We start from the raw sequence: 26,898 nt of genomic DNA, 5'->3' as shown, positions 1-26,898 counted from the left end.
TTCTTTTTGCCCACCCATTGAATTAACTGCACCAAAGTGTAAATTTGCGGCCTTTCTGGTCGCTGCTTTTCACATGCAGTTCACAGAACAACCAATTTGGTGAAGCAGGTGTGAAGTCACCCTGCAAACCTCACGATTGCGTATGTCGCCCGATGCAGCTAACAGCAGTTTGGTTAGCTGTTTTTTTTGCCTTTTTGGCAGCTCTTCCCGCTTCAGTTCTCTCTCTTTAGTGCTCTCTCTTCAGTCTCTTTCCTTTTTACTCCTTTTTCTTTGAACTTCTTTCTCTGACCGGGGGCTTTGATTATGCTGAGCCTTGGTTCCTCACAGGCGGAGTACCATCATGCGCAGTGCCATTATTCACGTGCTTGGAAAAGTGCAGGGAGTGTGTTTCAGGCGTTTTACGCTGGAGGCGGCAAGGGATATCGGCATTACCGGCTATGTGACCAATCTTAGCGATGGCTCTGTTGAAATTCTGGCCCAGGGCAGTGATGTGCGCGTGGCGCGCCTGATTGAGTGGTGCTGGCAGGGCTCGCCTTTAGCTAAGGTCACAGCGGTTGAGGTGAAAGATGTCGAGGCAGAAGAGATCTACCTCGACTTTTCGATTTTGCAGTCGTAGCGTCTGCGCCGTCATCAAGAATCACAACGGCTAAGCGTAAAGGCAATGCTTAAAGGCAATGCTTAAAGGCCATGCGCAGAGACCATGGCGGCGCACTTTAAATGCAGAGGGTTAGTCCTGTGCAGGCTGCTGCCCGTTAATCACATCCGCAGCCGGGGTATCGTCGCCCTCGGGCTCGGCCGCTGGCTCTTCAATGTCCACGGCACCTGATGGCTGGGCCATTTTGCGTACCTGAATAATCAGCCCAAGCTTGGGATGATCAAAATAGTGCACCTGACCACTGCGTACCCGGCGGTTTTGATTTAAAGGTACAGCGTAGAGGAACGGCTGCTCTTCAACATTGGGCATGACGAGAGTGGCAGCATCGCTTGACGCGGCGACCACAGGCAATGGCGATACAACCTCTGCGGTTTGCCCGCTGCCTGTTTCAGCAGTGGCTACTGCTGCTGCGGCAACATCGGCAGATGCGACTGTTGCAGGCTCTATCACCACCTTGCGGGTGCCCGGTGCACGCAGCACCAGATCGGTTTCCACATACAGGTACTGGCTTAAATAGACATTGAGCAGGCCTTCGAGCTGCCATACCGGCGTGGTGGGGGCGGCGCTTTCAACGGCTGTGCTGGCTGAAATATCTGAAACAGCACCTTCCCCCGCTCCAAAACCTGCTCCGGCGCCTGAAGCTATGGCGGGCGTTTCTTTCAGAGCGCCGCCAAGTACAAAGCGGTCGGCAAAGTTTTCACCGCCAAACAGACGGATAGGCTTTGACGCGTGACGGGCTTCCATGGGCTGTTGCCAGCCGATGTGCATCAGGGGTTTGATACCGCGCTCGCGGGAAATGTTACTCACCAGGTCGCCAAGCTGCAGCTGACTGCTGTCCAAAAGCTGGGCGCCGGCTCCGCTTTGCGCTGTGGCTGCAGACTTGCCGGTCACTTTTGTCGGCATGGGTGAGGGCAGGCTGCTTGCAAATGATGAGCGCTGCATGTCAATGCCGTCGCAGCGCAGCGGGTCGACCACGCGCTCATCTTCGCTGCAGGGTGTCAGCGCGGCATCGGGGGCGGACTGAAAACGCTCACCAATCAAATCCCGTCCCTTGGCATAGGGCGGGATTTTTGGGGTTTTGGGCCAGGTTTCTGCGCTTGGCTGATTACGCTCAAACAAAAAAACTTCCACTTCAAACCAGGATTCAGCCATAGCCTGACCGAGGGGCAGCAGACAGAAACTGGCCGCCAACGCGATTTTGCGCATCACTGTTATTATTCTCCGATGCTGTGTTGTTCTAGCTGCGACAGCAGCAATTCCATCAGTTCAAGCCGCTCGGCTGCGGTTTCGCAGGGCATGGTGAACTTAAGTTTGTTTGGGCCGTCCATACGATAGACGTTGGGCTGCGAAGAAAGCAAGCCGATGATAAAGCCCGGGTCGATTTTGTGCTCGCTGCCAAACTCGATACTGCCGCCGCGGCTGTGCATCTCGATGCGGATGGCACCCAGACGGGTGGCGCGGTGTTTATACAGCGTTAAGGTGAGCAGGTTGCGGGTGGCATCGGGCAGCAAACCAAAGCGGTCAATCAGCTCGACCTTCATCTCGTCGATGGCCTGCTCGTTGTCACAATTGGCGATGCGCTTATAGAGCGACAGGCGCATATTAACATCGCCAACGTAATCCTCAGGCAGCAGCGCCGGAATGCGCAGGTCAATTTCACAGACGCTGCCAAGCATCTGCTGCAGCGACGGCTCTTTGCCTTCTTTAAGGGCCTTAACTGCGCCTTCGAGCATTTCCATATAGAGGCTGAAGCCGATTTTGGAGATGTGACCGCTTTGCTCATCACCCAAAAGCTCGCCGGCGCCGCGAATTTCCAGATCCTGTGTTGCCAGCATAAAACCTGCGCCCAAATCTTCCAGCGCATCAATGGCTTCAAGTCGCTTGCGGGCATCGGCCGTCATCAGCTTGGGGTGGGGCGTCATCAGATAGGCATAGGCCTGGTGGTGAGAGCGGCCAACCCGGCCACGCAATTGGTGCAGCTGCGCCAGGCCAAAGTGGTCGGCGCGGTCGATAACTATGGTGTTGGCGCTTGGCACGTCGATACCGGTTTCGATAATGGTGGTACACACCAGCACGTTAAAACGCTGGTGATAAAAGTCCGACATCACTTTTTCAAGCTCGCGCTCGCGCATCTGGCCGTGGGCGGTTACCACCCGTGCCTCGGGTACCAGAGTGCGGATTTCTTCGGCGGTTTTTTCAATGGTTTCAACCTGATTGTGCAGGTAGTACACCTGGCCGCCGCGCAAAATTTCCCGAAGCAGCGCCTCGCGCACCGTGGCCTTGTCGTATTCACGCACAAAGGTTTTTACCGCAAGACGCTTGGCCGGTGGGGTGGCGATAATGGATAAATCGCGCATGCCGGACATGGCCATATTAAGGGTGCGAGGAATGGGGGTGGCTGTTAGGGTGAGGATATCCACATTGGCGCGGATAGCCTTGATGCGCTCCTTTTGGCGCACGCCAAATCTGTGCTCCTCGTCGATGATAAGAAGCCCCAGTGCATCAAAATTAAGCTCGGTATTCAAAAGCTTGTGCGTGCCAATCACGATATCGACCTTGCCTTCGCCCATGGCCGACAGCACGGCCTGCTGCTCTTTGGCAGTACGAAAACGCGACATCACCTCGATGCGTATCGGCCAGTCGGCGAAGCGGTCTTTAAAGTTCTCAAAATGCTGCTGGGCCAGCAGCGTGGTGGGCACCAGCACCACCACCTGTTTGCCGCTGGATACCGCAAGAAACGCCGCGCGCATCGCCACTTCGGTTTTACCAAAGCCAACATCGCCGCACACCAGACGGTCCATGGCCTTGGGCTGGCACATATCATCGATGACGGCCTTGATGGCCATTTCCTGATCGACCGTTTCTTCAAACGGGAACCCCTGCACAAACAGGGCGTATTCCTCGTCATCCAGCACACAGGGTTCGCCCGGGCGCGCTTCACGGCGGGCGTACACATCCAAAAGCTCAGCCGCCACATCGCGGATGCGCTCAATGGCTTTGCGCTTGGCCTTGGCCCAGGTCTCGTTGCCAAGGCGGTTAAGCGCGGCATCGCTGTCGCTGCCGACCGCATAACGGCTGATAAGGTGCAGTGAGGATACCGGCACATACAGCTTGTCGCCGCCGGCGTATTCAAGCTTTAAGTATTCGGCCACCAAGCCGCCGGTATCCAGGGTTTCGAGCCCCTGATACAGACCGACGCCGTGCTCAAGGTGCACCACAGGCTGGCCGACTTTGAGCTCAGCCAGGTTTTTAATCAGCACATCCTGACTGAGCTGGCGCTGCTTGTCCCGCCGGCGCTGCTGTGACACCCGCTCGCCAAAGAGCTCGGTTTCGCACACCACAGCAAGATTTTTGCCGCCTAGCTGCAAACTGCAGCCAAGGGAGAGCGGCGCCACGATAAGCGCGTGCTCGGCCCCTGAACGTAAAAAGCCATTGATGTGTGGCAGCAGTTTGAGTTTGATCCCGGCCTTGCCGAGGAGCTCAAGCAGCGCTTCGCGCCGGCCTTCCGATTCGGCCACAAAGGCGATGTGCTGGCCTTGATTGGCCCACAGGCTCAGGGCTTCCAAAGGCTGCTTTAATTTGTGGTTGGCGCGGATATCCGGCAGCGGCGCAGCGTCGAGGCGTAAATCGCCGTCGGTTGGCGACAGGGCAAAACGGCTGTAACGGCGAAAATGCCCAAAAAGCTCATCCACCGTCTGAAACAGGGTTTTGGGCGGCAGCAGCGGCCGCATCGGGTCGACACGCCGGTCTTCATAGCGGGCGTGCACCTCGGCAAGATGCTGCTCGGCGGCCTGATGCAGCTCGCCCAGGGTTACCACCTGCAGCTCGCTTGGCAGGTAGTCGAATAAGGTGGCTGTGTCATCGAAAAACAGCGGCAGGTAATTCTCGATGCCGGCGGGCATCAGATTGCGGCTCACCAGCTGATACACAGACTCGGGAGCGTTGCTGACTGTCTCGAAGGTGCGCCGGTAACGCTGCCTGAAGCCTTCAATGGCCTGGCTGTCCACCGGAAACTCCCGCGCCGGCAGCATGCGGATGCGGTCGATTTCAGCGCTGGAGCGTTGGGTTTCCGGGTCGAAATGGCGGATTGACTCGACTTCATCGTCAAAAAGTTCAATCCGCAGCGGCTCGCTGCTGCCGCTTGGGAAGATATCGAGAATCGAGCCGCGAATGGCAAACTCGCCGTGACCATAAACCTGCTCCACCAGATGGTAACCGGTGTCGGTGAGCAGCTTTCGCATCTCCTGCAGCTGATACTTATCACCTTTCTTTAAAATCAGCACATTGGCGGCAAGAAATGCCTTTGGCGGCAGTCGTACCATCAGGGTGGTCAGCGGTACTATCACCAACCGGCCCTGACCGCGCTCAAGTTTTGACAGGGTTTCAAGCCTGCTTGAAATCAGGTCCTGATGCGGCGAAAAGCTGTCGTAGGGCAGGGTTTCACGGTCCGGAAACAGGCAAACATCCAGCTTGTCTTCTTTGAGCAGATAGCCAAGTTCGGCCTCAAGCTGCAGCGCCGTTGGGGTGTCGCTGGTGACTATCAGGGTGGTGCCGCCATGGCGGCGGGTCATTTCGGCCAGCAGCAGCGCGCGGGCAACGCCGCCCTGCACTGTAATCGCCGATACCTGCCCCGTGGGCGGTGTCTTGGGAAGATGGTCTACCGTAAAAGCACTCATGGGAACGAAATTGCCGGTTTTAAAAGAAAATCAGTGGCTCATTGTAGGGGGCAGGCGCTGGCTTGTCACTTTACCTGCCGGTAAAAACGCTGAGCGGTGCAGAGTTCAATCAGTTGTGTGACAGGGGCTTACGGGCCTTGAGCTGCTTTTGCTGAACGCTAAGGCTTGCCTTGACCAGTTGCTCCACGTCTTCTTCCATAATGCAGCGGTATTCAAGCTCGGCCGCAAAGCCCTCGTCGGAGGGCTCGACCCGGGTCACCTCGGCAATGCACACCAACGCCAGCAACTCATCGCGGATATAAAGGGTGGCTTTTACCTGCTCGCCCGGGGTGAGCGGCGCCTCTGAACTCACCACAAAACCGCTGCCACCAAAACGGCGCCCCTGATAACGGCTACCGTCACGGCTTTCGTTTTCAAGCACATAGTGCAGCACCATATCGACTTTACGGGACTGCAGTTTTAAATAGTCGACCACGGCCTTGGCATCGTTATCGAGCTGACGCAGCTGCAGCAGGCAACTGGCCTCCAGCACCTTCACTTCACTGAGCAGCTGCAGTCCGACACTGCGCATCGACATCAGCTGTAATTCCGTGGGCAGCGGGCCTTCGAAGGGGCTCAGATAGGCGCTGAAATCGTGATTCACGCTGAAATAGGCGTCAGGATCGGCTAACAAGGGCGTGCCTCTTTATTTATGGGTGAGATACCCCTATTATCGTGCCCACTCAAACCATTAGGCAAGCACAGCCAGGGCCTTCGCAGCGCACATGTTTTCATCTTCTGCCTTTCTTATCGGATTTCGCTACTGGCGGGCGCGTAAAGCCAACGCCTTTGCCTCCTTTATTACCCTGTTTGCCGTGAGCGGGATTTTTCTTGGGGTGGCCGCACTGATTGTGGTCACATCGGTGATGAATGGCCTCGAAGGCCAGCTCAAAGAGCGCATTTTAGGGGCTGTGCCGCAGCTGGTGGTGGAAAACCGCGATGGTTTCAGTGACTGGCAACAGGCGGCGTCAATGCTTAAGGCTGACCGCGATGTGATTGGCGTGACGCCTTCAACCTCAACCCAGGCGATGCTGCAGTCCAGTGCAAACATTGCGGCGGTGCAGTTAAACGGCGTGTTTCCACAAACCGAGGCCGAGCTTGCCGCGCTGACTCACACGGTTTACTCCAGCGCCTTTGATGCACTCGAGCCCGGCAGTTACCGGATTATCCTTGGCACTGCGCTTGCCTCAGAGCTTGATGTTGCCGTGGGCGACACCATACGTGTGCTGAGTGGTGAGGGCGTGGTGTATTCGCCCCTCGGGCCTGTGCCCAGTCAGCGCCGCTTTGTGGTGGCGGGGCTGTTTCAGATGGGCTCTATGGTGGATGCCCAGCTTGCGTTTGTGCATTACGAAGATGCAAGGCGCCTGATGCGTAAAAATCCCGCTGGAGTTGATGCGCTTCGCCTCTATCTTGATGACCCCTTCAAGGCTGAGACCACAGGCAATCGTATTCCTGCGCTGCTTGCCGGAGTGGCCAGCGCGGATGCTCTTACTGTGCATGACTGGCGCGACAGCTACGGTCAGCGCTTTGGTGCGGTGAAGATGGAAAAAAACATGATGTCGCTGATGCTCAGCCTTATCGTGGCGGTGGCGGCTTTTAATATCGTCTCGGCACTGGTGATGATGGTGGTGGATAAAACCACCGACGTGGCGGTGCTGATGACCCAGGGGCTTAAGCGCGCCGAAGTGATGGGGATTTTTGTGGTGCAGGGCTCGCTCAATGCGGTGCTGGGTTTGGTGCTTGGCCTCGCGGCCGGGCTGTTGCTGGCGTTAAACCTTAACACTGTGCTTTCGGCTATCGGTGTTTCAGTGCTTGGGGGCGGTCAGTCGCTGCCGGTGATTGTGTCGGGCACTCAGTTAGGCATCATAGTGCTTGGCACTGTCATCATCACCTTGCTTGCGACCCTGTATCCTGCGCTTAAGGCCTCCCGAGTGGAGCCTGCCCAGGCGCTGCGTTACGAATAGCGCGCCTTTATGAACAGCGCCCTTTTATGAAAAGCGCGCTTTTATAAATAGGGCGTTGATGAGCAACAGTTGCTTTTTGCGACAATGTTCATCGTGAAAATGGTTACCAAATTTAAGGCGCAGCGCGCCACTAAAATTAAAGGCGCAGCGCGCCCCTAAGTGAGACACAACATATGCAAGACATCCTGCTGCGGGTCGAAAACGTCAGCAAGACCTACCGCGAAGGCAAGCTGGAAACCCAGGTGCTGACCGGTGTCGATTTACAGGTGTACCGCGGCGAGCAGCTGGCGATTGTCGGCAGCTCAGGCTCGGGTAAAAGTACCCTGCTGCACATTATGGGTACGCTGGATAAACCCAGCAGCGGCAGCGTGCTGCTTGAAGGCGAAGATATCTACGCCATGGGTGCCAAACGTCAGGCGGAGCTTAGAAGCGCGTCGCTTGGCTTTATTTATCAGTTTCACCATCTGCTGCCGGAATTCAGTGCCATCGAAAACGTGGCCATGCCGGCACGTATTGCCGGTGTCGATAAAAAAGAGGCGTTTGAGCGCGCCGAAGCGCTGCTTGAGCGGGTTGGCCTGAGCCATCGCCTGCAACATGCGCCGTCTGAGCTTTCAGGCGGTGAGCGCCAGCGCACGGCGATTGCCAGAGCCCTTATCAATCAGCCCAAGCTGGTGCTGGCCGATGAGCCCACAGGAAACCTCGATGCCGCCAGCGGCGAAGCAGTCTATGGGCTTATCCGTGAGCTGGCATCTTCCCTTGGCACCGCGTTTGTGGTAGTCACCCACGACCCGAAACTCGCAGCCCGCATGGACAGGCAGCTGACCATGGTGAGTGGCAAGCTGAGCGCAGGAGCCGGCCAATGAGCGACCATTCGCCAAAAGGCCACGGCCTTTTGCCGCTGTGGCTTGGGTTTCGCTTCTACCGCGCCCGCCAGTCCAACAGCTTTATCAGCTTTATTTCGTTTGCCTCGACCGCCGGTATTACCCTCGGAGTGGCTGTGCTGATCATTGTGCTGTCGGCCATGAACGGTTTTGAGCGTGAACTCAGAGACAGGTTTCTTGACGTAGTGCCCCACGGCGAGCTGACTGGCGTTAATGAGCCGGTCCATGGCGCCGACGATATTATCGAGCAGGCAAATCAGTTGCCCGGCGTGCGCGGCGCCGCGCCCTTTGTGCGCTTACAGGGGCTGGTGCAACGTCAGGGCGGCTTTCAGGGCGTGAGTCTGGTGGGGATTGATACCGCCCGAGAAGGGAAGGTCTCCGGCATCGCTTCTTATATGTCGCCTGCTGCCTGGCAAAGCCTTGAGGGTGATGATAATACCATCGTGCTTGGTAAGGCGCTGCTTGAAAAGCTTGGTCTTAATGAGGGCGATACCCTGGTGCTGTATGTGCCTGACCTTAGTGGACGGGACGCCGGAAAACTTGGTGCGACCCAGAGCCACAAGTTTATCGTGCGCGGCAGCTATCAGCTTGGCGGCGAGCTTGAGCTTTTGACGGCGTTTGCCTCGATGGAGCACCTTGCGCGGGTGATGAACCTTGGCGAGCGTGTCACCGGCGTGCGCATTGCGGTGGATGATGTGTTTGCCGCACCCCGGCTTATCCGCGAGCTTGGCTTTGCCCAGACCAGTCAGCATCTTTATATCAGCGACTGGACCCGCAGCCAGGGCCATCTGTATCAGGACATCCAGCTGGTGCGCACCCTGATGTATCTGGTGCTGGCGCTGGTGATTGCCGTGGCCTGTTTTAACATAGTCTCGACCCTGGTGATGGCGGTGCGCGACAAGACCTCGGAAATCGCCATTCTGATGACCATGGGCCTTAAACGGCGCGCCATCGTGCTGATGTTTATGGTGCATGGCGCCATCAGCGGTTTTATCGGCACTGTGCTTGGGATGTTGATTGGCGTGACTGTGGCGCTTAATCTGTCGGCCATTTCCCGCGGGATTGAATCGCTGTTTGGGGTAAAGCTCCTGTCGGCCGATGTGTACTTTATTGACTTTTTGCCGTCTGAGCTGCACACCCAGGACGTGGTGCTGGTGTGCGTGATGGCCTTTGTAATGAGCCTGATTGCGACCCTGTATCCGGCCTACAAGGCAAGCCTGACCGAGCCTGCGGCGGCGCTCGCCGGGCGCTAATCAATCGCGAGTGTTCAAGCCAATAAAAAACGCGCATTAAGCGCGTTTTTTATTGGGCGTTAATTTGGGCAGTTTACAGGGCATGGTAAGCCAGCAAGTTGAGGATCTGCCTTAGCACCAGATCAGGCTGCGGGGCGACTGCGGCTGCGCCACTTAAACATCACCGAGTATTTCCACAGGTTACTGATAATCAGATAACCAATGCCGGCACTGAGCGCGCCCAAGACGGCGCAGCCAAGCAAAAATGGCGGGCCAATGGTGGCAAGTGAAGCTTCAAGCCACTGCCAGCTGGCTTCAAACGCAAACTCCTGCGGAACATGGCCAAGTAATTTGGCCCCTACCTGATACGCGATATAGAACAAAAACGGCATGGTAACCGGATTGGTGATCCACACCAGCGCTACCGACACCGGCAGGTTCACATTAAAAAAGATAGCGAGCGCGGCGGCGGCAACCATCTGAAAGGGCATCGGAACCCAGGCGATAAAGAGTCCAACGGCAAAGGCACCCGGCGCTGAGCGGCGGTTGAGATGCCACAGGTTTGGTTTATGCAGCAACTTACCGAACATCTGCAGGTGCTTGTGCTCCTTCAGGGAGTCGGGGTGGGGCATAAACCTTTTAATAAGCTTTTTTGGCATAGGCTGGTAATGCTGTCTTAACTTACTGCTGTGAAGAACCCATTCCTGCTGGGCTTTTGTGCCCTTGTCATCTCAGCGCTGCTGTGGCCGGCGATACCGCCTGCACCAGTGGGTGCGCTTTTGCTCCTGCTGGCGCTGATTGTACATCGGCGCGCCGCACTGCTTGCCGGAGCCATGGCTGGTGTTGGTTGGGTCGTGCTTTTTACCCTCATGACATTTGACTATCGTCAGTTGCCGGAGGGGCGTGATGTCTGGATCCGCGCCGAAATCATAACACCTGTATCCGTCAGCGGCGACTGGCAGAGTATAGATATCCGGCTGGTTAAACCAAAATTAATCTCATGGCCTGCGCCACAAATTCGGCTTGACTGGCGAACGAATGAGCAAGTGGTTGCGGGGGATGTGTGGGAGCTGCGCCTTTCCCGCCGCAGCATCAGTGCGCCGCTGAATGACGGTGGCTTTAATCAGCAGCGTTATTTGTTATCGCGCCACATCGGCCTTAAGGCACGGGTGCTGGACGCGAGACGGATTTCGGCGTCAGGCTCGCTCAGGCAGCACATTATCAATAACTTGCGCCAGAGCCTGCTATCCGAACGCGACGAAATGGCACAGGCGTCGGCACAGGCATTGCCACAGGCATCAGCGCTGCTGCTTGCACTCCTTAGCGGTGAGCAGCGCCAGATAAGTCAGGAAACCTGGCAGCAACTTCGTGCCACCGGCACAGGGCATTTGATGGCGATATCCGGATTGCACTTATCAGTATTGGCGCTGTGGCTGTTTGGCGTCAGTCGTTATTTGCTTGGGCTGTTTTCTGCGCCCCAAAGCAGGCGCAATCTCTTGCTTGCATCCCTGATTGCCCTTGTTGGCTGCTTGTTGTACGCGCTTCTTGCCGGCATGGGCATTCCGACCCGCCGCGCCTTTGTGATGCTGGCGCTGGTGTGCCTTTTATCGCTGTCGCGCCGTTTTGCCTCCCCCTGGGAGCGGCTCTTGTATGCGCTTATTGCTGTGCTGCTGCTTGATCCTTTATCGCCGCTGGCGGCGGGCTTCTGGCTGTCCTTTGGCGCCATAGTGATTATTTTGCTGTGTATTCCGGAGAAGGAGACGCAAACCGAAGGGCGCTGGCGGCGGCTTAAGCAGCAAGCATGGCTGCTTGTTCGGATCCAGCTTGCGCTTTCCCTTGGCATGGGTGTGCTGCAGCTTATCCTTTTTGGTGGCATCAGCATCCACAGCCTCTGGATTAACCTTTTGATGGTGCCCTGGTTTTCGCTGGTGGTTATTCCGCTGTCACTGCTGTGCCTGTTGCTGTTTTTACTGCTGAACGCGGCAGGCATTGCCGCGCCGTGGCTGTTTGAACCGGCGCTGCTTTCACTTTTACCCCACGAGTGGCTGCTTGGCTTGTCTGACAGCCTGCCCGCGGCCTGGGTAAGGCTTGGCGATGCTCTGGCCGCCGCGCTCTTGTTTGCACTGCCTGTGCTTTTGTTTACTTTTGCTGGGGGCAGATTTCTGCGGCTGCCGCGCCCTCATTTCCCCCATGTACGCTATGTACAGTGGCTTAAGGTGCTGGCGCTGTGCCTGCTTTTGCCCCTCGTAGCCTGGCGCTTTGGTGAAGATAAAAGTCATTGGCAGGTGCATGCGCTCGATGTGGGGCAGGGCCTTGCTGTGGTGGTGTTTCAGGGTGATAAGACGCTGGTGTACGACACAGGCGCATCCTTTGCCGGTGGCTATTCCTACGGTGAGCGGGTACTTGCCCCATTTCTTGCCGCCAAGGGACGGGCGCGGGTGGATATGCTGATTTTAAGCCATGAAGACAATGATCACGTCGGCGGCGCTGCGGCCCTTGCGGATGCGCTGCCGATTACCGACATCATCAGCGATACCAAAGCGGCGTTAACACTGCAAGCCAGGCGGCATCTTGCCTGCACGGCACAGTCGCGCCCATTTGGCAGTCTTACACTTGAGGTGTTGCCGACCATTCGTGAGGCCGATGATGCTATCGCGTCGAAGCCACAGGCCAACGGTAACGGCAGCGATATAGGCCACACAATAGAAGCCGATGAGGCGCGCATCGGCAACAACGACTCCTGCGTGGTGCGAATCGCCGATAGCAGGCACTCACTGCTGCTGACGGGCGATATCGAGGCCTTAGCTGAGGCGAAGCTCGTGCAGGGGCGCGCCATGCTGGATGCCGATATCCTCAGCGCGCCGCACCATGGCAGCAAAACCTCATCATCCCAAGCTTTTATCGAGGCGGTGTCGCCGCGCTTTACTGTGTTTGCCGCTGGGTTCAATAACCGTTATGGCTTCCCCAAGGCCGAGGTGGTGGCGCGTTATCAGGGCCTTGGCAGTAAGACACTGGTAACCGCCGATTCAGGCCAGCTCAGTTTGTATCTTGGTGATGAGATTGAGGTGAAAACCTTTCGCGAACAACTGGCGCCTTTTTGGTACAACAAGGTGTTTGGAGTTGGTGACTTGCCGATTACAGAGTAGAATGCAGCCTTTGTCATAGCTCAGATGAATCAATGACTACCGAGCCTAACCAAGAAATCTGGACCGTTTTCAAACGCCTGATGGGCTACCTTAAGCCCATGAAAGGCATCTTTATTGTGTCGGTTATCGCCCTGATTGTTTACGGCGCGGTCGATGCCACCTTTATAGCCTTTATCCAACCCTTTATCGATAAAGGGTTTTCGGGCTCCGGCATGGCTGGCTCCATGAATGTGGGCACCAGTGGCGGCTTTGATTCGGGTAATCAGGTGCTGTTTTGGGCGCCCTTTGTGGTGGTGGCACTCTTTACCCTGCGCGGCGTGGCCAACTTTGTCTCTACCTACGGCATTTCGTACATGAGCGCCAAGCTCATTATGGACATGCGCCAGCAGGTGTTTGAGCATTATCTGTCGCTGCCGGTGAGCTACATCGACCGCGAAAACTCCGGCAACCTTATCTCCCGCGTGACCTTTGATACCGAACAAATCGCCCGCGCCTCCGGCAGCGCGCTGATTTCCATCGTCCGCGACGGCATTACCGTAATCGGTATGCTGGCACTCATGTTCTACAACTCCTGGAAGTTGTCGCTCTGTATCCTAGTGGTCGGCCCGATTATCGGGGTGGTGATTGCCGTGGTGAGCCGCCGTTTCCGTAAGATTTCCCGCCAAATTCAAAGCGCTATGGGCGGCGTGACAGCCGTAACCGAGCAGATGATCAAGGGCCACAAAAACGTGCTCGCCTTTGGTGGTCAGGAAACCGAGGCGGCGCGCTTTGCCAAGGTAAACGACCATAACCGCCATCAGAACATGAAGCTTGCGGTAGCGCAGGCCATCAGCCAGCCAACCATTATGATCATCGGCTCGTTCGCGCTCGCCTTTGTGCTTTATGCCGCGAGTTTTGACTCGCTCAAGAGCGAGCTGACCGCCGGTACCTTTGCCACTGTGCTTGCCGCCATGCTGGCAACCTTGCAGCCGATTAAAAACTTAACCCGGGTGAACGCCGAGTTTCAGCGCGGTATCGCCGCCTGTACCACGGTGTTTGAGCTGCTCGACACCAAGCCTGAAGCCGATAACGGCACCTTTGAAACTGAACGTGCCAAGGGCCATGTGCGCTTTGATAAGGTATCGTTCCGCTATGAAGGGCAGGAAGGCCGCGCGCTGGATGGCATCGAATTTGACGTGCCGCCCGGTAAAACCCTGGCGCTGGTGGGCCGCTCAGGCTCAGGCAAGTCAACCATTGCAAGCCTGATTAACCGCTTCTATGGTGGCCTTGAAGAAGGCGCAATCGAGCTTGATGGCGTCAATGTTGAGGATTATCGCCTTAAAAACCTGAGAAGCCAGGTGGCGCTGGTGAGCCAGCAGGTAACCCTGTTTAACGACACCATCGCCAACAACATCGCCTACGCCTGCCCATGGGAAGTGACCCGCGAGCAGGTGATTGAAGCGGCGACCCTTGCCCATGCGATGGAATTTATCAATAAGCTGCCCCAGGGGCTCGATACCCAGGTGGGCGAAAACGGCGTGCTGCTGTCCGGCGGCCAGCGCCAGCGTATCGCCATTGCCCGCGCCATGCTGCGTAACGCGCCTGTGCTCATTCTCGATGAGGCCACCTCGGCGCTCGATACCGAGTCTGAAAAGGCCATTCAGCAGGGGCTTGAAAACCTGCGCCAGAACCGTACCTCTATCGTCATTGCCCATCGCCTGTCGACCATCGAAAGCGCCGATGAGATTTTGGTGATAGAGCAGGGCCACATTGTCGAGCGCGGCAACCACAAGAGCCTGCTCGCCAAAGATGGCATGTACGCCAAGCTGTATCAGATGCAATTCAGTAGCTGATGATGCAGCAGCTGGTACACAAAATCTGGTATCAGGGGCATTGGCTGGCGTGGTTGCTGTTGCCCCTGTCGGCGCTGTTTTACCTAATCAGCGGCGCGCGGCGCCTCGCGTTCCGGCTCGGGCTTAAGTCCCGCACTTCTCTGCCTGTGCCCGTGGTGGTGGTGGGTAACATCACTGCCGGCGGCAGCGGCAAAACGCCTACTGTGCTGTATCTGATTGAGCTTTTGCGCCGCGAAGGCTGGCGCCCCGGCGTCATAAGCCGTGGCTATGGCGCCGAGGTTGACGGCGAAGTCGAGGTGATTGCCGGCATGTCGCCAACGCAAGTGGGTGATGAGCCAGCCATGATAGCGGCCCGCACCGGCGTACCCATGGTGGTTGGCAAAAGCCGCATCCGCGCCGCCCAAAAGCTGCTTTCGCTGCACGATGTGAATGTCATTCTCTGCGACGATGGGCTGCAGCATTATCAGCTTGAGCGCGATATTGAAATTGTGCTGATTGACGGCGAGCGCCGTTTTGGCAATGGCTTGCTTATTCCGGCAGGACCGCTGCGCGAAGGCCTGTGGCGCAAAAACAGCGTGGATTTTATCCTCTGTAACGGCGGCAACGCCGAAAGTGGTGAATATCTCATGGCGCTTAAACCGTCCGGGCTTAAGCCGGTGCTGGCGAGCCGCAATTGTGCTGATGAGCCAGTGCCAAATGCGGCAGTGAATGCCATGGCGGGCATAGGCAATCCGGCGCGCTTTTTCCGCGAGCTTGAAACCCAGGGCTTTAGCCTTGCGCGCGCACATGAGTTTGCCGACCATATGGCCTACAGCGCCGCCGACATCGCCGCCATCGATGATGGCCTGCCACTGCTCATGACCGAAAAAGATGCGGTTAAATGTCGCGAATTTGCCAAACAACACTGGTGGTATCTCGCCGTTGATGCGACCCTACCGCCACAATTTTCCACACAGCTGCTCGATAAACTGTCGCGGGCGGCCAACGCCAAGCAAGGAAACTCCCATGGCCTTTGATAAAAAACTTCTGGATATCGTTGCTTGCCCTGTGTGCAAGGGCAAACTGGAATACGACAAAGCGGCGCAGCAGCTTATCTGCAAGGCCGACCGCCTGGCTTATCCCATCACCGAAGGCATTCCGGTACTGCTGGAAAACCGCGCCGAGCCATGGCAGGAAAACAGCGCCCAGTAATCTTTCAATATCCTGGTGTGCTTAGCCCATATCGCGCTGCAACAGCCTCTGATGCGAAAGTTGCCAAAGCGCAGCGGCGAAGCCGCCTAAAGTAGCGCATTCTGATATACAGGTTATCGGCTGGTAAAAACCTCCTTTTGGAGGTTTTTTCATTTTTAACATCTGGTTGATAATCCTGTTTATAAGCTGAACACTTGGTTTGATTGCGTTGAACTCGCCATTTTAGCGGAGGATAATTTGCTGAAACGGGGGAGTATCGATATGGAACATAAGAACCTGCCTTCTGACATGGCGGCCTTTCAGGCCAGGGTTTACGGGTTGCTGGCAGAGCATCCCGGCCAACGCGTCATGTCGTTTGAGTTCGACGGCAACAAGTATTGGCTCAAGCAGCCTGAGCGTCTTGAAGGCGCGATGAAGCTTTTGAAAGATGAGCCGCAAAGTGCCCTTGAACATGAAATTGCTGCGCTCAGTAAGCTTGGTGAGCACAACGCGCCTGTGCCACGGATAATCCTCGCTGAGCCGCACTACTTTGTGGTGGAAGATGCCGGACTCACGGTCAGCGACTGGCTGTACGAGGCAAAAAGCGGTGAAGATGTGCCGGTGAAAACTATTCTGTGTGACAGCGCCAGCGCGCTGGCAAAGCTGCATACCCAGAATCTCGCCCACGGCAGGCCTGCGCTGCGTGACATTGGCTGGCGCGGCGGCGAAGTCAAATTCATCGATTTCGAGGCCAATCAGGCCGGAAAATCCATGCTGACCCAACAAATTCGCGACTTGCTGGTGTACCTGCACTCGCTGTATCGCTACGTGGGCGTGCAGCACGACTGCATTCAGGCCGCGATCGACAGTTACCGCCGCAGCGGCGGCGAGGCCACCTGGCAAGCGGCCAAAGCCAAACTCGAAAGCTGGCAGTGGCTGAGATGGGTGCTAAAACCCTTTCGCCGAGTTGGCGGTAAGGATCTTAAGCCCCTCTACTGGGTACTGTGGCACTTTAAAAGCTACCCCTGATAGGAGGGCTGGCTGTGTTTGTTGGCAGCAGTCATGACAGGCAGCGCTAAAAGCAGCCCTGACAGCTGCACGAGCAGGCAGCAATGTGTCGGTGCTATAACAGATGCCAAAGCGAAAGCCGAAGCCAAAGCCAAAGCCAAAGCCAAAGCCAAAGCCAAAGCCAAAGCCAAAGCCAAAGCCAAAGCAGGTTAGCCGTATCCTTAAGGGCGTTATCTTCAGCTCGCCAACGGTCAGTAAATCAAGGGCATGAACTCAGGTTCATGCCCTTGTTGTTTTTGGAGGCGAAAGGGAATCATCACGGCGGCTTAGCTGGGAATGTGGGCTCGGGGCAGAGGTTGCTAAGTCATCCAATAAAGAGTAGGAAGGTAGGGGAGAGCGGCTGGTCTGGGCAATGTGTAGCAGAAAGCGGGAACTCTCGCCCGCAAGAGTGCCGAGAGTTGATGGAGAGAATTTAACGTCGTGCGCACAGGCGAGCGGCGCTGCCGCGAGTCCAGCCCGCATGCGGGCGATTGTGCAGCACCTTGTTAAGCATTAGTCTTTAGACATTTGATGAGCGAAGTCTGCCAGGATTTCTTCGTCAAAACCCTCATCGGATAGACTGGCCATTGTTTTGATAAGCGCTGAATCTTCCAAAATATCGAAGCGTCCAAATAAAACGGAATCAGGAATTTGAATAAGAGTGCTGATTCTTTCGATTTCTTTGTCGACCATTTCGTTGGAGAAATCTACGTATTTATAATAGCTATCTACATCGTATCCAAGTGCTGCAAGCTCTTGGTCACTAATATCCCCCAGTTTATGCTTTAACGCACCGATATCATGTATCCATATGATTCCATTTTTAATGTAATAGCGGCCTTTATACGCGTTTTCGTCAGGGACCTCTTCGAAACCTAAAGAAACCGCCAATTCAATGTTTTTCAGATAATCCATTTTCATAATTTATAACTCAAACTGATGAATTGCTTAACGCTTTACTAATGTGCTGCCGCAATGCAACGTAGGCAGTCCCGTAGAGACCACGCTTTTTGTGGCCGGAACGAAATTAAGTAACTTGTTAAATTGCTATTCTCTTGGTAGACAACCACTTTCATTTCGTTCAGGAACTTCAATATCATTTTCTTTAAGGTGTTTAAGTATTTTCTGTTCGTAGTGCGGTGCCCAACCATCATGATTACTATCATAACAAGTACGGCAGACCGTCAATTTATAAGTATGGATGACCTTACCATTATAAATATTACGCCCGAACTGAAATTGTTGACCACAAATATCACAGGGAAACATGATTTTGTCGGGATCGTTCATTTAACACCTCTCCAGCGAGCCATTTAACGCTTCAATCAGTCGACGCGTTAGCGTTCGGCTGAATTGACTTGTTCAGTATATTTCAAAGCCTGTGCTAGCTTGGTTTCACCAGTTTGTAAGTAAGCTTCTCTGGCAACTGAATATCGAACAGCTAACCATGTCCATTTTGACCGATGGTCAACTCTTTTAGCAGATGCAATGCCATTTTCAATGTGACGCCCGACTTCATCCAAGTAAACTTCATGTGGATCCCAGCCATCTTCAACTAATGCTGTTACATCACCAATACTGCCATTAAATGTAAATGGATCGATATAGTACAACCCATCAAAATCTAAAGACAAAAAGACTGACTTGTACTTTTCAGGTAATCGAACCGAAAAAATAGGATCTAATACAATTCTTGGATAGACTGCTGCACTATTCTCGATACGGTACGCATTTAGCATTCCTGATCCATATAAGATGCCATCAGAATGGTGCACTTTACCAATGGAAATGCCGCCTCGGGTTAATATTCCACCACCTAACAGTTGAGCCTGAAGCCAGCCGACAGCCCAAACAAGAGCATGGAAGTTATTCATATCACTTGTTACAACAATGCAGTCTGAAAAAACACTAACCTCTAAATCAGAATGCGCCGTGTTTTCCATCTCCGATGTTCTTTTATATGAATTAATATGCGTTAAGGCCCAGTGCAAAACTTTATGTAACTTCTCATCCTCTTCTATTTTCCCTATCAGGCTAGAAAATCCGAGAATATCGACAAAAGCGACAAGCTTTTCTTCGTATTCTAATTTCACATCAGAAATCAAAATTTATCTCCAACGCTGAACATTTTATTAGTGATACCCTGCAAGGTAGGTTACCTTGCAAGCATGATCTTCCTTCTAAGGAAGGAGGTGATTTATGTATCGGCGAAGCAAAAAGTACCAACACAGATAGCTTATTTGGTTGCCGCGCGAGCTGTTTGTCCTTTAGACACGCTTCCGCCACTGAATTTTGGATTCCAGCGTTCCTGTCGCTCCTTAGATGCTGCTCCTGAGGGGCTCCTAAGGGTATGATTGTATGGAACAAGTGTTCCAATTAGCCCGAAGGTACCACAGTGCTTTTCATTCGTCTGTAGGACTTTTGCTATTTATTGCAGAAAGTTGCGTTTGCTCAACTGACTTGCGGACAGCAGATGATTGATGACACCCAAAGCCGGAGGTTGCCGGAACGGCGCAAGTTTGCCATGGTGCGTGTTGCCATGGTGCGTGTTGCCATGGTGCATGTTGCCATAGTGCATGCGGAACAAGGGCGTTACAGCCAAGCTAAAAGGCTCTTTCAGCGGACTCTTTCATCGGACTCTTTCATCGGGCTGTGTCAGCGGGCGCTGTCAGCAGGCTCTGCAAATGGGCTGTGTCAGTAGGCTCTGTAAATGGGTAGCAGAGCTTGATTGAAACACTTGAGTTGGCCGAGAAGCAGGATCTAAAGAAAGCTTGGAGATGTGCCAGCAGGCACGGGAGGGTAGGTGTGGTCTCCCCACAGGGACTCGAACCCCGATCGGTCGCTTAGGAGGCGACTGCTCTATCCTGTTGAGCTATAGGGAGACCCGCCGATTATACCTTTTTTGTGTTTGATTAAAAGCCTTGATTTTTAACTGGTTAATTCTTGGGCGGTTCGATTTTGATGGCAAAATCGCTGACCTGAATATTGTCGATGCCCCCAATGCCCGACAGCTCGGCGTAGGCGCTGTATTCGGTGACCTGGGCTATCTTGATGTTTGTTTTGATGTTATTGCCTATGGTGCGGTGCTGATTGAGCCGGTCGGGCAGGTTTTTGGCTAGCACGATAGAAAGCTCATCGCCCACCTGCAGGCCGTGGCGGCGGCCAAGGTTCAGCACCACGCGGCTGCCTTGTTTGGCGACCACCTGTGCCAGCACCGGGCGGCACATCAGCACGTTATCAAGCTCTTTGCTGGCTTCGCCCAGCACCTTGTCTATCGTTCGGCCATAGGCTGAGCGCCAGAAGCGGTCGCTTTGGGGCGAGACGCTTTCATTGCGCTCAAACTCCCATGGCGCCGAGTCCATAAAGGTTTGCTGCCAGAGGATTTCGCCGCTGATGCCGTGAAACAGGGTAAGGCTGATTGAAAATTGCCGCAGCGGCGCGTCTTTCATCAGCCCAAGAAAGCGGCTGTTGGCAGGCTCGGTTGATAAATCATGGATTTGCGGCACCAGGATATATTGGCTGTCGGTTTCGTTGGCAAGGTAGTCCGGCAGGCGAAAATCCGGCGCCGCCAACTGGCTTGGGCTCAGTTTAAGGCGCATATCGGCCTTGAGGTTGGCAAAACCTGTGGCAGAAAAGCCATCGAGCCGTTTGGCAAGCTGAGTCGATACGCTGCGGCCAAGGCCATTGAGCTGCCCCTGGGATAACTGGCTGCGCTCCAGCACGCCGGTTTCGGGAATAAGGATTGCGGCTTTCAGGCGCGAACTTTGACAGCTTTCGCTTGGGTCGTCCATCAGCTCCACCCGCAGATGCACCTTGAGGCGGTTGTTCTCGACTTTTTCATCGATAAGCTGAATGGGGCCCGTCATCATCTGCTGATACAGGCTCTGGCTTTGGCCGGTGAGCTGGCCGCCGTTGCTTTGCTGGCTGGATTCAAAGCTGACCCCGGATTGCAGGCTGGCGTAACTGATGGCCTGTTCAATGGCTTCGTTGCGGGCTTTGGCGATGTCACCGTTGATGATAACCGCTTCGCCGCGGGCCTCGACCCAATCGGCCATGGCTGGCAAGGAGATTAGCTGAGCTGCAACGAGCAACGCGGATGTGAACTTGGCCATAACACCTGTCCTGATAAGCACGGTTTGAATAAACTTTCCGGCGCGGTTTACTTAAAAAGGCATTGCCGTTTTCAGTGACGGAAATGCGGCCGCTGCGCCGGCTTGTCGATGTACTGCAAAACCCATGCCTGTTAGTGCGTATTGATACTCAGGGGCCGCGGCTTTTATCTCGCTTTATATCTCGTTCGGGGTCGGTCGGGGTCGCGGCATTTCTCCGGCCTTTGGCATAAATAGGGGTAAAGATTGGCGCAGCCGTGCCGATACTTTGGTATCTGACCTGCGCGTTTGGCGCAGCTTAAAACCTAATGCATTGAATTTAATGGGACTTAGTCTATGCGTGCAGCCGTAAACGCCACGTTCACGATAGCCACCGCAGCCGCGCTGCTGTTATCGGCGCAAAGCTTTGCTGAAACCCGTGTGCCACAGAGTGTGTCCTACGGGGAGGCGGGTTATCCCCAGCGTGGACAAGTCAATGTTCTGGCGCAGCAGATAGTCAACGAGCTGCTGCTGACCAACGATGTGCTGACCCCGACTCAGCCTGTGGTGGTGGCAACGCCGGTGAGCGTGGAAGATTTTAACCAGACAGGCGACTTTGCCAGGCAGTTGCAGCAGGGGTTGATTTCAGCGCTGCATGCCCGTTATTTCAATGTGGTGGATGTGTCGCTGACCCATTCGCTGCGGGTGACTGACAAAGGCGATTTGTACCAGAGCCGCGACTGGCAAAAGCTTAGCGACAGCGCCTCTGCCGGCCATGTGCTGGTGGCGAGCTACAGCCTTGGTAAAGACGGCTTGTCGGTTTTCAGCCGCATTGTGGATATCGGCAATGGCCGGATAGTGGCGACGTCACAGGCGTTCAGCCGCCCGGGCGATCTGCGTGATTATCTTGAATATTCCCCTCAGGTGGTGTCCAAAGATGGCTTACTGTATCGCCATGAACACCCCGGAATGGACAATACCCGTTTGCTTGGAGAAGACAAATGAGCCGAGTGTTGATGTTGGGCCTTACCCTGTTGCTGCTCGCGGGCTGTGCCAGCAGCGATCGCTACGTGCTGTGGGAAACCGTGCCGCCGGAGAGCTTCCCCAAGTTGACGGCAGTGGGCTATGCGCCGCTGGCAATTCAACCGGCCAAAACCCAGTCTGAGCGGGTGCTGATGGCGATGCAGGCCTCCAAACTTGCCGCTTATCGTGAGCTTGCTGAGCAGGTGTACGGCCAGAAGATCAGCGCCACTGCCAGTGTGAACGACTGGGCCATGGGCAGCGACAACATCAAGGCGTCGGTGTCGGGCATTATTCGCGGCGCGCGGGTGGTGCGAAGCTATCCGGAAGGGGAGCACTATATCACTGAGCTGGAACTTGATTTCTCACGGGTTTGGGCCATTTACCAGCAGCAAAACCGGCCGCAGCGGGTAAAAGAAGTCACTTACTTTTAAACGCGTTTCCATGCTTAAGCCCCGCAAGTCGGGGCTTTTTTATGGCTGACGTTTAAGGGGTTAAAGTGCGGGTTTGCTGAATAGCCTGAACTGAACTGAACAAGGGCCTGAACCTGAATCCTTAAACTGGAAAGTAAGCCGCTGAGTAAACCGCGCGGCCGCCGCGCATCACACTTCGATGCTGCTGCCAAGGGAGGCGATGGTGGAGGTTTTGCCTTTATCTGTGTAGGTGAGCGAGCTTGCGTTACGGCTGACCTGCAGCGCCTGTGCCAGGCGATTGATGCTGGCCTGGCTGTGCTCAATTAACTGGGCATTGGCGGCATTGTGCTGTTTGCATTGCTCGAGCGTGGCTTTGGCGTGGCTGACGGCTTCGCGCAGTGCCTCGTCTTCATTGAGCTTTGCGCGCTCGGGGTGCTGCTCAAGGGCGGCATCGTTGCGCCTAAGGGCAATCAGTGCGCTGGATTTTTTCTCGGCAAGGGCCATTAACGCAGTGGCGTCCTGGGTCATCAGGGCCTCTTTCTCGGCGCTGATAAGGCTTAACAGCTCATCGAGCAGGGATTGTTGGCCAGTGAGTAATTGCATCAGTTCGTTCATGGTCGCTACCTATATTATGGCGGCATCATCGCGGTAAGTTGCCGCATGTTGCCGACACTTGACTGCATTTGCCCGCATTTACCCGCACTTGCTCTTTCAATTGCTCACCATTGCCCACTTAGGCGGGGAGACGGAGCAGGGGCGGATGAGCGCAGCAGTTTGACTGCGGCGCCAGTAAAAAGTGAATGGCAAAAAGAATGCAAAAAGCCGGCCACAATAAAGTGTCCGGCCTGAGGCCAAGCGAAACCCGAAGTTGGCAGACGCTTATGCGTCGAGGTCCTGCATCTCCTTTTCGAAACGGGCGATATTGGCCGCCAGTTTCTCAGGGTCAACCTTGTAACGTCCTTCGGCGATGGCTTGCTTGATTTCAGCCACTTTCTTTTGATCCACTTCAGGCAGTGACGACAGTTTCGACTGCACGCTTTGCAGCTGCTGCGCCTGACTGGTGATCATCACAGAATCGGCTTTTTGAGGTGCCTGGGGCTGCGCAGTTTGTGCGCCAGCGGCCTGTTGACTGCGGCCAGCACCAACGGGGGCGGCTGTGGTCGCGACGCGATTGGTGACCGCGTTGTTTTTGGGTAATTCAATAGCCATCTTGGGCTCCAATGTTGGCAGTTCGGGTTTCTTTGAAATCTTATCGGCCGGGCCGTCGAAAGCTTTAGGCTATTTTACAATTTGATTTCAACTTCGCCAACGCCGATGACGGTGGCATCCAACACTTTGTTTGAGTTGATATTTCTAACCTTTATCCTATCACCCTGATTGCCATCGGCCAAAGCTTCGCCCTGAATTTTTATCTCGACCGTGCTGGTTTTGGCATACACAGACACCGCATCGCCCTTGCACACAAAGCACAGATTGGCGGCAAAGATGGGCGAGTCCTGGGCGATGCGCCGTTTTACCCGGGTACCAAACAGTGAATCGACGGCGGCAAATTGTTGCCCCCTCAGCTGTGTTTGGTTAACGAACTTAAGCTCAAGGTTGTCGGCCGATAAAATATCGCCGTTTGCCAGCGGGCGGGTGGCGACCACCACAGGAAACAGCACCTCGGCCCGCACCGAGATAAAAATCTGCCATGGATAGTCCTGGTCCGGGCTGATGCAGCTCACTTTAACTGTGTTGTTGCGCGAGATGGCCCTGTCGGAGGCAAGGCTTGCTTCAACCGGGCTTTGGCAGCGGGGCAGGTTAACCCGGGCGTCGAGGTTTTGCGCTTCGACTGTGATTTTGGCGCCGTCGGGGGCGTCAATTTTTTCAATAACGGCGGCTTCAGCTGCCGCAGCGATGGCCGATAAGCTGGGAGGCACAGCCTCCTCGCCTGCCCAAACAGGACGGGCTAACAGCCAAATTGTCAAAATCAGTACAAACTTTACTTTCATAATGAAGAGACTAGCGTGTCGCGCCAGAATACACCTATACTTTCAGTTACTGCCGGAATACCTTTGTACAAACCTCTTGCAGGTACTGTCAGAAGTTTGACGAAGCGGGGCACAGGTTGTCGGTGACAGCTCAAAGCAAGTTATATGCCTAAGCTCCCCGGAGACTTCGGCGCCATTCAATCAAGACAACTAAGGCGAAGTTATGTCGAGCATTCTTGAGTCAGTCAACAAACGTACCCAACTGGTGGGGCAGAACCGTCTTGAACTGCTGCTGTTCAAATTGAACGGTCGCCAGCGTTTCGGGATTAACGTGTTCAAGGTCAAGGAAGTCCTGCAGTGTCCGCCATTAACCAGCCTGCCAAAGTTGAACCCTTATGTGCGCGGGGTTGCGCATATTCGTGGCACCACGATTTCTGTGATTGATCTGAGCGCCGCCACCGGCGGACGGCCGATTGAGAACACCCAAAACTGTTTTATCATCATTTCTGAATACAACCGCAGTGTACAGGGCTTTTTGGTCAGCTCCGTTGAGCGCATTATCAACATGAACTGGGAAGCCATTATGCCGCCGCCCCAGGGCGCTGGCCGTTACTCTTACCTGACCGCGGTGACCGAGATTGAAGGTGAGCTGGTCGAAATCCTCGATGTGGAAAAAATCCTCGATGAAATCAGCCCGGTTCGCACATCCATCAGTGAAACCACCGATGCGCAGCTGACTATCGACCGCGAGCAGCATTTCCATATTATGGTAATCGATGACTCCGCCGTGGCCCGTAAGCAGATTATCCGCGCGCTGACCTCCCTTGAGCTGCAAATCGACACCGCCAAAGATGGCCGTGAGGCATTAGAGAAACTCAAGGCCATGTCGGCCGAAGTCAGTAACGTTGCCCATGAAATTCCGCTGATTATTTCGGATATCGAAATGCCGGAGATGGACGGTTACACCCTGACGGCGGAAATCCGTGACGATCCCAAGCTTAAAGACATCAAGGTGATTTTGCACACCTCCTTAAGCGGTGTGTTCAATCAGGCCATGGTGCAAAAGGTTGGCGCCAACGATTTTATCGCCAAATTTAACCCCGATGAGCTGGCGGCTGCGGTGAACAAGCATTTGAGTCTGTAGCTTTATACCAATTCCCTTGGCTGGGGTTATACTCCAGCAAGGGCGCTTGTGTTGCCGGGTATGATGCTGTATAAAGCAACGCTCGATTTTGGGGAATAAAATCAGAAGGTTAACAGTTTGTTATGTCAACCTTCTTCATCAGATTCAGGATGGGATACGGTGTCGGACAAATCACTGGCTGAAGCGGAATATAATCAATTCAGGTTGTTTCTCGAGCAACACAGCGGCATTGTGCTTGGTGAAAACAAGCAGTATCTGGTTCGCAGCCGACTTGCGCCTTTGATGGGCAAGTACAATCTTCCGTCGTTGTCTGAAGTGGTCAAACACTCGATGAAGCCGACTGAGCGGCAATTACGTGCCGAAGTCATCGATGCCATGACCACCAACGAAACCCTGTGGTTTCGCGATAAATATCCGTTTGAATTGCTTGGCAATACCTTGCTGCCTGAATACGCCCGTTTGGGCCGTCCGCTGAAAATCTGGTCTGCCGCCTGTTCATCGGGGCAGGAGCCTTATTCGCTGGCGATGACCATTCTTGAGTTTCAGCAAAAAAGGCCGGGTGGTTTGCCGGGCAGCGCCAGCATTCAGGCCACCGACTTGTCGCCGTCCATGCTGGAGCGCTGTAAACAGGCCGAGTATGACAGCCTGGCGCTTGGCCGCGGCCTGTCAGATGAACGCAAGCGAGCCTTTTTTGATTCGCTGCCAAACGGCAACATGCGGGTGAAGGACAATGTGCGCCGCCTGGTGAGTTTCCGCGCCCATAACCTGCTGGAAAGCTATACCTTGCTTGGCAAATTCGACATCATTTTTTGCCGCAATGTGCTGATTTATTTTGCACCGGAGGCAAAGGCAAAAATCCTGCGGCAATTTGCTGCCGCCTTAAACCCCAAAGGCATACTGTTTTTGGGCGCCTCTGAGTCGATTGCCGGTTTAACCGACGAGTTTGATATGGTGCGTTGTAACCCCGGCATCTACTACCAGAAAAAGACCTGACGCGTTTGGTTGCTTTTGGCGTGGTGATAAGCCGCCTTGCCGTACCTTCTTTGATAAGCACAACGCCAGATTTCACAAGTAAGCCAGCCTGTTAAGGGCTGGCTTTTTGCTTTTATGCGCGCTCGAATCACGCCGTTCAGGGCTCGGTCGCCGCATCCTTTACGAACAGTCTTGATATTTGGCACATGAATTGCTTTGAAATTGCCATCCATTGGAGGAGGCAATTTTATGGCGATCAGTTTCGATAAGGCGCTTGGCGTGCATCAGTTCACCCTCGGCATTCGTGCCGAGCGGGCAGAAGTGCTGTCCAGCAACATAGCCAATGCCGACACCCCTCACTACAAGGCCCGCGATGTCAACTTTGCCGATGCGCTTGCGGCCGCCCGCAGTCAGCAGCGCGGCATGCAGATGGCAAGTACCAGCGAAGGCCATTTTGATTTGCAAGCCCTGAGCCGGCAACACGTTCAATACCGGGTGCCCAATCAGCCCGATACCGGTGATGGCAATACGGTGGATATTCAGCAGGAGCAGTCGGCATTTATGCAGAATGCCATTGAATATCAGATGTCACTTGGGTTTCTTGAAGGCAAGTTCAACGGCATGAAAAAGGCCCTCAAAGGAGATTAAT

The 26,898-nt window shown here is 54.7% G+C and carries 26 protein-coding genes and 1 tRNA gene; 15 read left to right on the top strand and 12 right to left on the bottom strand.

Annotated elements, in window-relative coordinates:
• Window positions 1–340 precede the first annotated feature (340 nt).
• Window positions 341–616, top strand: coding sequence for an acylphosphatase (locus KJI95_RS00945; RefSeq protein WP_214505297.1), 276 nt, complete (start codon window positions 341–343; stop codon window positions 614–616).
• 111 nt (window positions 617–727) lie between these two features.
• On the opposite strand, the gene KJI95_RS00940 is transcribed toward KJI95_RS00945, so the two are convergent.
• The 3 genes from KJI95_RS00940 to KJI95_RS00930 all read right to left on the bottom strand — a co-directional run bounded on the left by KJI95_RS00940 (window position 728) and on the right by KJI95_RS00930 (window position 6,004).
• Entirely contained in the window at window positions 728–1,861 is a 1,134-nt protein-coding gene (locus KJI95_RS00940) for a peptidoglycan binding protein CsiV (RefSeq protein WP_250885592.1), read from the bottom strand.
• 8 nt (window positions 1,862–1,869) lie between these two features.
• Window positions 1,870–5,331: a transcription-repair coupling factor gene (mfd, locus tag KJI95_RS00935; RefSeq protein WP_214505295.1), complete on the bottom strand. Its 3,462-nt coding sequence runs from the start codon at window positions 5,329–5,331 to the stop codon at window positions 1,870–1,872.
• 109 nt (window positions 5,332–5,440) lie between these two features.
• Window positions 5,441–6,004: a hypothetical protein gene (locus tag KJI95_RS00930; RefSeq protein ID WP_214505294.1), complete on the bottom strand. Its 564-nt coding sequence runs from the start codon at window positions 6,002–6,004 to the stop codon at window positions 5,441–5,443.
• 91 nt (window positions 6,005–6,095) lie between these two features.
• Here KJI95_RS00930 and KJI95_RS00925 point away from each other — a divergent pair, with 91 nt between their 5' ends.
• The 3 genes from KJI95_RS00925 (at window position 6,096) to lolE (ending at window position 9,468) form a co-directional block, all read left to right on the top strand.
• Window positions 6,096–7,334, top strand: coding sequence for a lipoprotein-releasing ABC transporter permease subunit (locus tag KJI95_RS00925; protein WP_214505293.1), 1,239 nt, complete (start codon window positions 6,096–6,098; stop codon window positions 7,332–7,334).
• 173 nt (window positions 7,335–7,507) lie between these two features.
• The gene (lolD, locus tag KJI95_RS00920) at window positions 7,508–8,197 is read left to right on the top strand and encodes a lipoprotein-releasing ABC transporter ATP-binding protein LolD (protein ID WP_214505292.1); all 690 of its coding nucleotides are present in this window, start codon (window positions 7,508–7,510) and stop codon (window positions 8,195–8,197) included.
• Window positions 8,194–9,468, top strand: a complete 1,275-nt coding sequence (gene lolE, locus KJI95_RS00915; RefSeq protein ID WP_214505291.1) for a lipoprotein-releasing ABC transporter permease subunit LolE — start codon at window positions 8,194–8,196, stop codon at window positions 9,466–9,468. The genes lolD and lolE overlap by 4 nt, the downstream gene beginning before the upstream one ends.
• 122 nt (window positions 9,469–9,590) lie before the next feature.
• Here the strand turns inward: lolE and KJI95_RS00910 are convergent, their stop codons facing one another.
• Window positions 9,591–10,106, bottom strand: coding sequence for a DUF2062 domain-containing protein (locus KJI95_RS00910; RefSeq protein WP_214505290.1), 516 nt, complete (start codon window positions 10,104–10,106; stop codon window positions 9,591–9,593).
• A gap of 30 nt (window positions 10,107–10,136) precedes the next feature.
• Between KJI95_RS00910 and KJI95_RS00905 the strand changes: the two genes are divergently transcribed.
• The 5 genes from KJI95_RS00905 to KJI95_RS00885 all read left to right on the top strand — a co-directional run bounded on the left by KJI95_RS00905 (window position 10,137) and on the right by KJI95_RS00885 (window position 16,624).
• Window positions 10,137–12,593 (top strand): DNA internalization-related competence protein ComEC/Rec2, encoded by a 2,457-nt coding sequence (locus KJI95_RS00905; RefSeq protein ID WP_214505289.1) that lies wholly within the window; start codon window positions 10,137–10,139, stop codon window positions 12,591–12,593.
• A gap of 32 nt (window positions 12,594–12,625) precedes the next feature.
• Complete coding sequence (gene msbA, locus KJI95_RS00900) at window positions 12,626–14,425, top strand: lipid A export permease/ATP-binding protein MsbA (RefSeq protein WP_214505288.1); 1,800 nt, start codon at window positions 12,626–12,628, stop codon at window positions 14,423–14,425.
• Window positions 14,426–14,427: 2 nt separating this feature from the next.
• Window positions 14,428–15,441: a tetraacyldisaccharide 4'-kinase gene (gene lpxK, locus KJI95_RS00895; protein ID WP_214506156.1), complete on the top strand. Its 1,014-nt coding sequence runs from the start codon at window positions 14,428–14,430 to the stop codon at window positions 15,439–15,441.
• A complete protein-coding gene (locus KJI95_RS00890; protein WP_214505287.1) occupies window positions 15,431–15,616 on the top strand; it encodes a Trm112 family protein in 186 nt (61 codons plus the stop codon). The genes lpxK and KJI95_RS00890 overlap by 11 nt, the downstream gene beginning before the upstream one ends.
• Before the next feature lie 261 nt (window positions 15,617–15,877).
• On the top strand, window positions 15,878–16,624 hold the full coding sequence (locus tag KJI95_RS00885; RefSeq protein ID WP_250885515.1) for a BUD32 family EKC/KEOPS complex subunit: 747 nt from the start codon (window positions 15,878–15,880) through the stop codon (window positions 16,622–16,624).
• Between the two features lie 531 nt (window positions 16,625–17,155).
• On the opposite strand, the gene KJI95_RS00880 is transcribed toward KJI95_RS00885, so the two are convergent.
• The 3 genes from KJI95_RS00880 to KJI95_RS00870 all read right to left on the bottom strand — a co-directional run bounded on the left by KJI95_RS00880 (window position 17,156) and on the right by KJI95_RS00870 (window position 18,747).
• Complete coding sequence (locus KJI95_RS00880; RefSeq protein WP_214505286.1) at window positions 17,156–17,563, bottom strand: hypothetical protein; 408 nt, start codon at window positions 17,561–17,563, stop codon at window positions 17,156–17,158.
• A gap of 126 nt (window positions 17,564–17,689) precedes the next feature.
• Entirely contained in the window at window positions 17,690–17,932 is a 243-nt protein-coding gene (locus KJI95_RS00875; RefSeq protein ID WP_214505285.1) for a hypothetical protein, read from the bottom strand.
• Window positions 17,933–17,979: 47 nt separating this feature from the next.
• Entirely contained in the window at window positions 17,980–18,747 is a 768-nt protein-coding gene (locus KJI95_RS00870) for a hypothetical protein (protein ID WP_214505284.1), read from the bottom strand.
• A 368-nt stretch (window positions 18,748–19,115) separates the two neighbouring features.
• On the opposite strand from KJI95_RS00870, the gene KJI95_RS00865 reads away from it, so the two are divergent.
• Window positions 19,116–19,343, top strand: coding sequence for a hypothetical protein (locus tag KJI95_RS00865; RefSeq protein ID WP_214505283.1), 228 nt, complete (start codon window positions 19,116–19,118; stop codon window positions 19,341–19,343).
• A 105-nt stretch (window positions 19,344–19,448) separates the two neighbouring features.
• Here KJI95_RS00865 and KJI95_RS00860 read toward each other — a convergent pair.
• A tRNA-Arg gene (locus tag KJI95_RS00860) sits at window positions 19,449–19,524 on the bottom strand.
• A gap of 54 nt (window positions 19,525–19,578) precedes the next feature.
• Entirely contained in the window at window positions 19,579–20,754 is a 1,176-nt protein-coding gene (locus KJI95_RS00855) for a flagellar assembly protein FlgT (RefSeq protein WP_214505282.1), read from the bottom strand.
• 333 nt (window positions 20,755–21,087) lie between these two features.
• On the opposite strand from KJI95_RS00855, the gene KJI95_RS00850 reads away from it, so the two are divergent.
• Together KJI95_RS00850 and KJI95_RS00845 are read left to right on the top strand one after the other, a co-directional pair.
• Window positions 21,088–21,735, top strand: a complete 648-nt coding sequence (locus tag KJI95_RS00850; protein ID WP_214505281.1) for a FlgO family outer membrane protein — start codon at window positions 21,088–21,090, stop codon at window positions 21,733–21,735.
• Window positions 21,732–22,184 (top strand): LPP20 family lipoprotein, encoded by a 453-nt coding sequence (locus KJI95_RS00845; RefSeq protein WP_214505280.1) that lies wholly within the window; start codon window positions 21,732–21,734, stop codon window positions 22,182–22,184. The genes KJI95_RS00850 and KJI95_RS00845 overlap by 4 nt, the downstream gene beginning before the upstream one ends.
• Before the next feature lie 168 nt (window positions 22,185–22,352).
• On the opposite strand, the gene KJI95_RS00840 is transcribed toward KJI95_RS00845, so the two are convergent.
• The 3 genes from KJI95_RS00840 to flgA form a co-directional block, all read right to left on the bottom strand.
• Window positions 22,353–22,778 carry a flagella synthesis protein FlgN gene (locus KJI95_RS00840; RefSeq protein ID WP_214505279.1) on the bottom strand — a complete coding sequence of 142 codons (426 nt, stop codon included), beginning with the start codon at window positions 22,776–22,778 and terminating at the stop codon, window positions 22,353–22,355.
• 264 nt (window positions 22,779–23,042) lie between these two features.
• Window positions 23,043–23,372, bottom strand: coding sequence for a flagellar biosynthesis anti-sigma factor FlgM (flgM, locus tag KJI95_RS00835; protein ID WP_214505278.1), 330 nt, complete (start codon window positions 23,370–23,372; stop codon window positions 23,043–23,045).
• 74 nt (window positions 23,373–23,446) lie between these two features.
• Window positions 23,447–24,154: a flagellar basal body P-ring formation chaperone FlgA gene (gene flgA / locus KJI95_RS00830; protein WP_214505277.1), complete on the bottom strand. Its 708-nt coding sequence runs from the start codon at window positions 24,152–24,154 to the stop codon at window positions 23,447–23,449.
• Between the two features lie 202 nt (window positions 24,155–24,356).
• Between flgA and KJI95_RS00825 the strand changes: the two genes are divergently transcribed.
• The 3 genes from KJI95_RS00825 to flgB all read left to right on the top strand — a co-directional run bounded on the left by KJI95_RS00825 (window position 24,357) and on the right by flgB (window position 26,897).
• Window positions 24,357–25,277: a chemotaxis protein CheV gene (locus KJI95_RS00825; protein ID WP_214505276.1), complete on the top strand. Its 921-nt coding sequence runs from the start codon at window positions 24,357–24,359 to the stop codon at window positions 25,275–25,277.
• A 159-nt stretch (window positions 25,278–25,436) separates the two neighbouring features.
• The gene (locus tag KJI95_RS00820) at window positions 25,437–26,270 is read left to right on the top strand and encodes a CheR family methyltransferase (RefSeq protein ID WP_214505275.1); all 834 of its coding nucleotides are present in this window, start codon (window positions 25,437–25,439) and stop codon (window positions 26,268–26,270) included.
• 228 nt (window positions 26,271–26,498) lie between these two features.
• Entirely contained in the window at window positions 26,499–26,897 is a 399-nt protein-coding gene (gene flgB, locus KJI95_RS00815; protein ID WP_214505274.1) for a flagellar basal body rod protein FlgB, read from the top strand.
• The last annotated feature ends 1 nt before the right edge of the window (window position 26,898 follow it).

It is taken from the genome of Shewanella jiangmenensis, from assembly GCF_018596335.1.
GTDB classification, from domain to species: domain Bacteria; phylum Pseudomonadota; class Gammaproteobacteria; order Enterobacterales; family Shewanellaceae; genus Shewanella; species Shewanella jiangmenensis.
The sequence above is the reverse complement of the archived record's forward strand: the minus strand, read 5'-3'. Positions and strand labels throughout refer to the sequence as shown.